The organism is Novosphingobium sp. FKTRR1 (assembly GCF_020404405.1).
Taxonomy (GTDB): Bacteria; Pseudomonadota; Alphaproteobacteria; order Sphingomonadales; family Sphingomonadaceae; genus Novosphingobium.
In genome coordinates this window covers 1-565 of record NZ_JAIZDA010000100.1, presented here as the reverse complement: position 1 = coordinate 565, position 565 = coordinate 1, and the positions used below count along the sequence as shown (strand labels likewise).

The following is a 565-nucleotide window of genomic DNA, read 5'->3' as shown; positions in this document are numbered from 1 at the left end:
ATACGACCGCTCGTATGATCACTTGCTCCATCAAGCTCGCTATCGTCCAACGTCACCGCTCCCAAAAAGAGCGGCAATCAGCCTATCGCAAGCCCGCAACGCAAGGCGGCCTCCAGGCCACGCTTACGGCATCGCCGCCGCGTCGTCAGTTCAGCGACGATGACAAAGCGCGTGTGGTTTCGGAGGCGATGATGGCGGGTTCGAGCGTGGCAGCGGTCGCACGCCGTCATAGCGTATGCGCGTCGCTGATCTAACGTTGGCGGCGCGAGCTTCTCGGCGATGCCAGGGCTGAGCGGCCAGCATCACCGTTCGTGCCGGTCCACGTCGAGACCTCGTCTGTGCCGCAGCAAGGTGGACCGCTGCCGGGGATCGTCGAGGTCGTGTCACCGTCGGGTCACGTGGTGCGCCTGACCCCGCCGATTGATGCGCGCGTGCTGATGCGGATTCCGGCGATGCCGCCCACCCATTCCGATCTGATCGCGCCCACCGTTCCGATTTGATGCCGCCCGGGTGGGGAGCAGATCGCGGGCCGCTATTCACATGTGATTTTTCAGTCGGTCAAGTG

At 63.9% G+C, this 565-nt stretch carries 2 protein-coding genes; both read left to right on the top strand.

Annotation, left to right across the window (positions count from 1 at the left end; all coding sequences use genetic code 11):
- A partial coding sequence (locus LDN95_RS23085) for a transposase (RefSeq protein ID WP_226019838.1) occupies nt 1–254 on the top strand: 254 nt, incomplete at its 5' end.
- Between the two features lie 57 nt (nt 255–311).
- On the top strand, nt 312–500 hold the full coding sequence (locus LDN95_RS23080; protein WP_226019837.1) for a hypothetical protein: 189 nt from the start codon (nt 312–314) through the stop codon (nt 498–500).
- Nucleotides 501–565 lie beyond the last annotated feature (65 nt).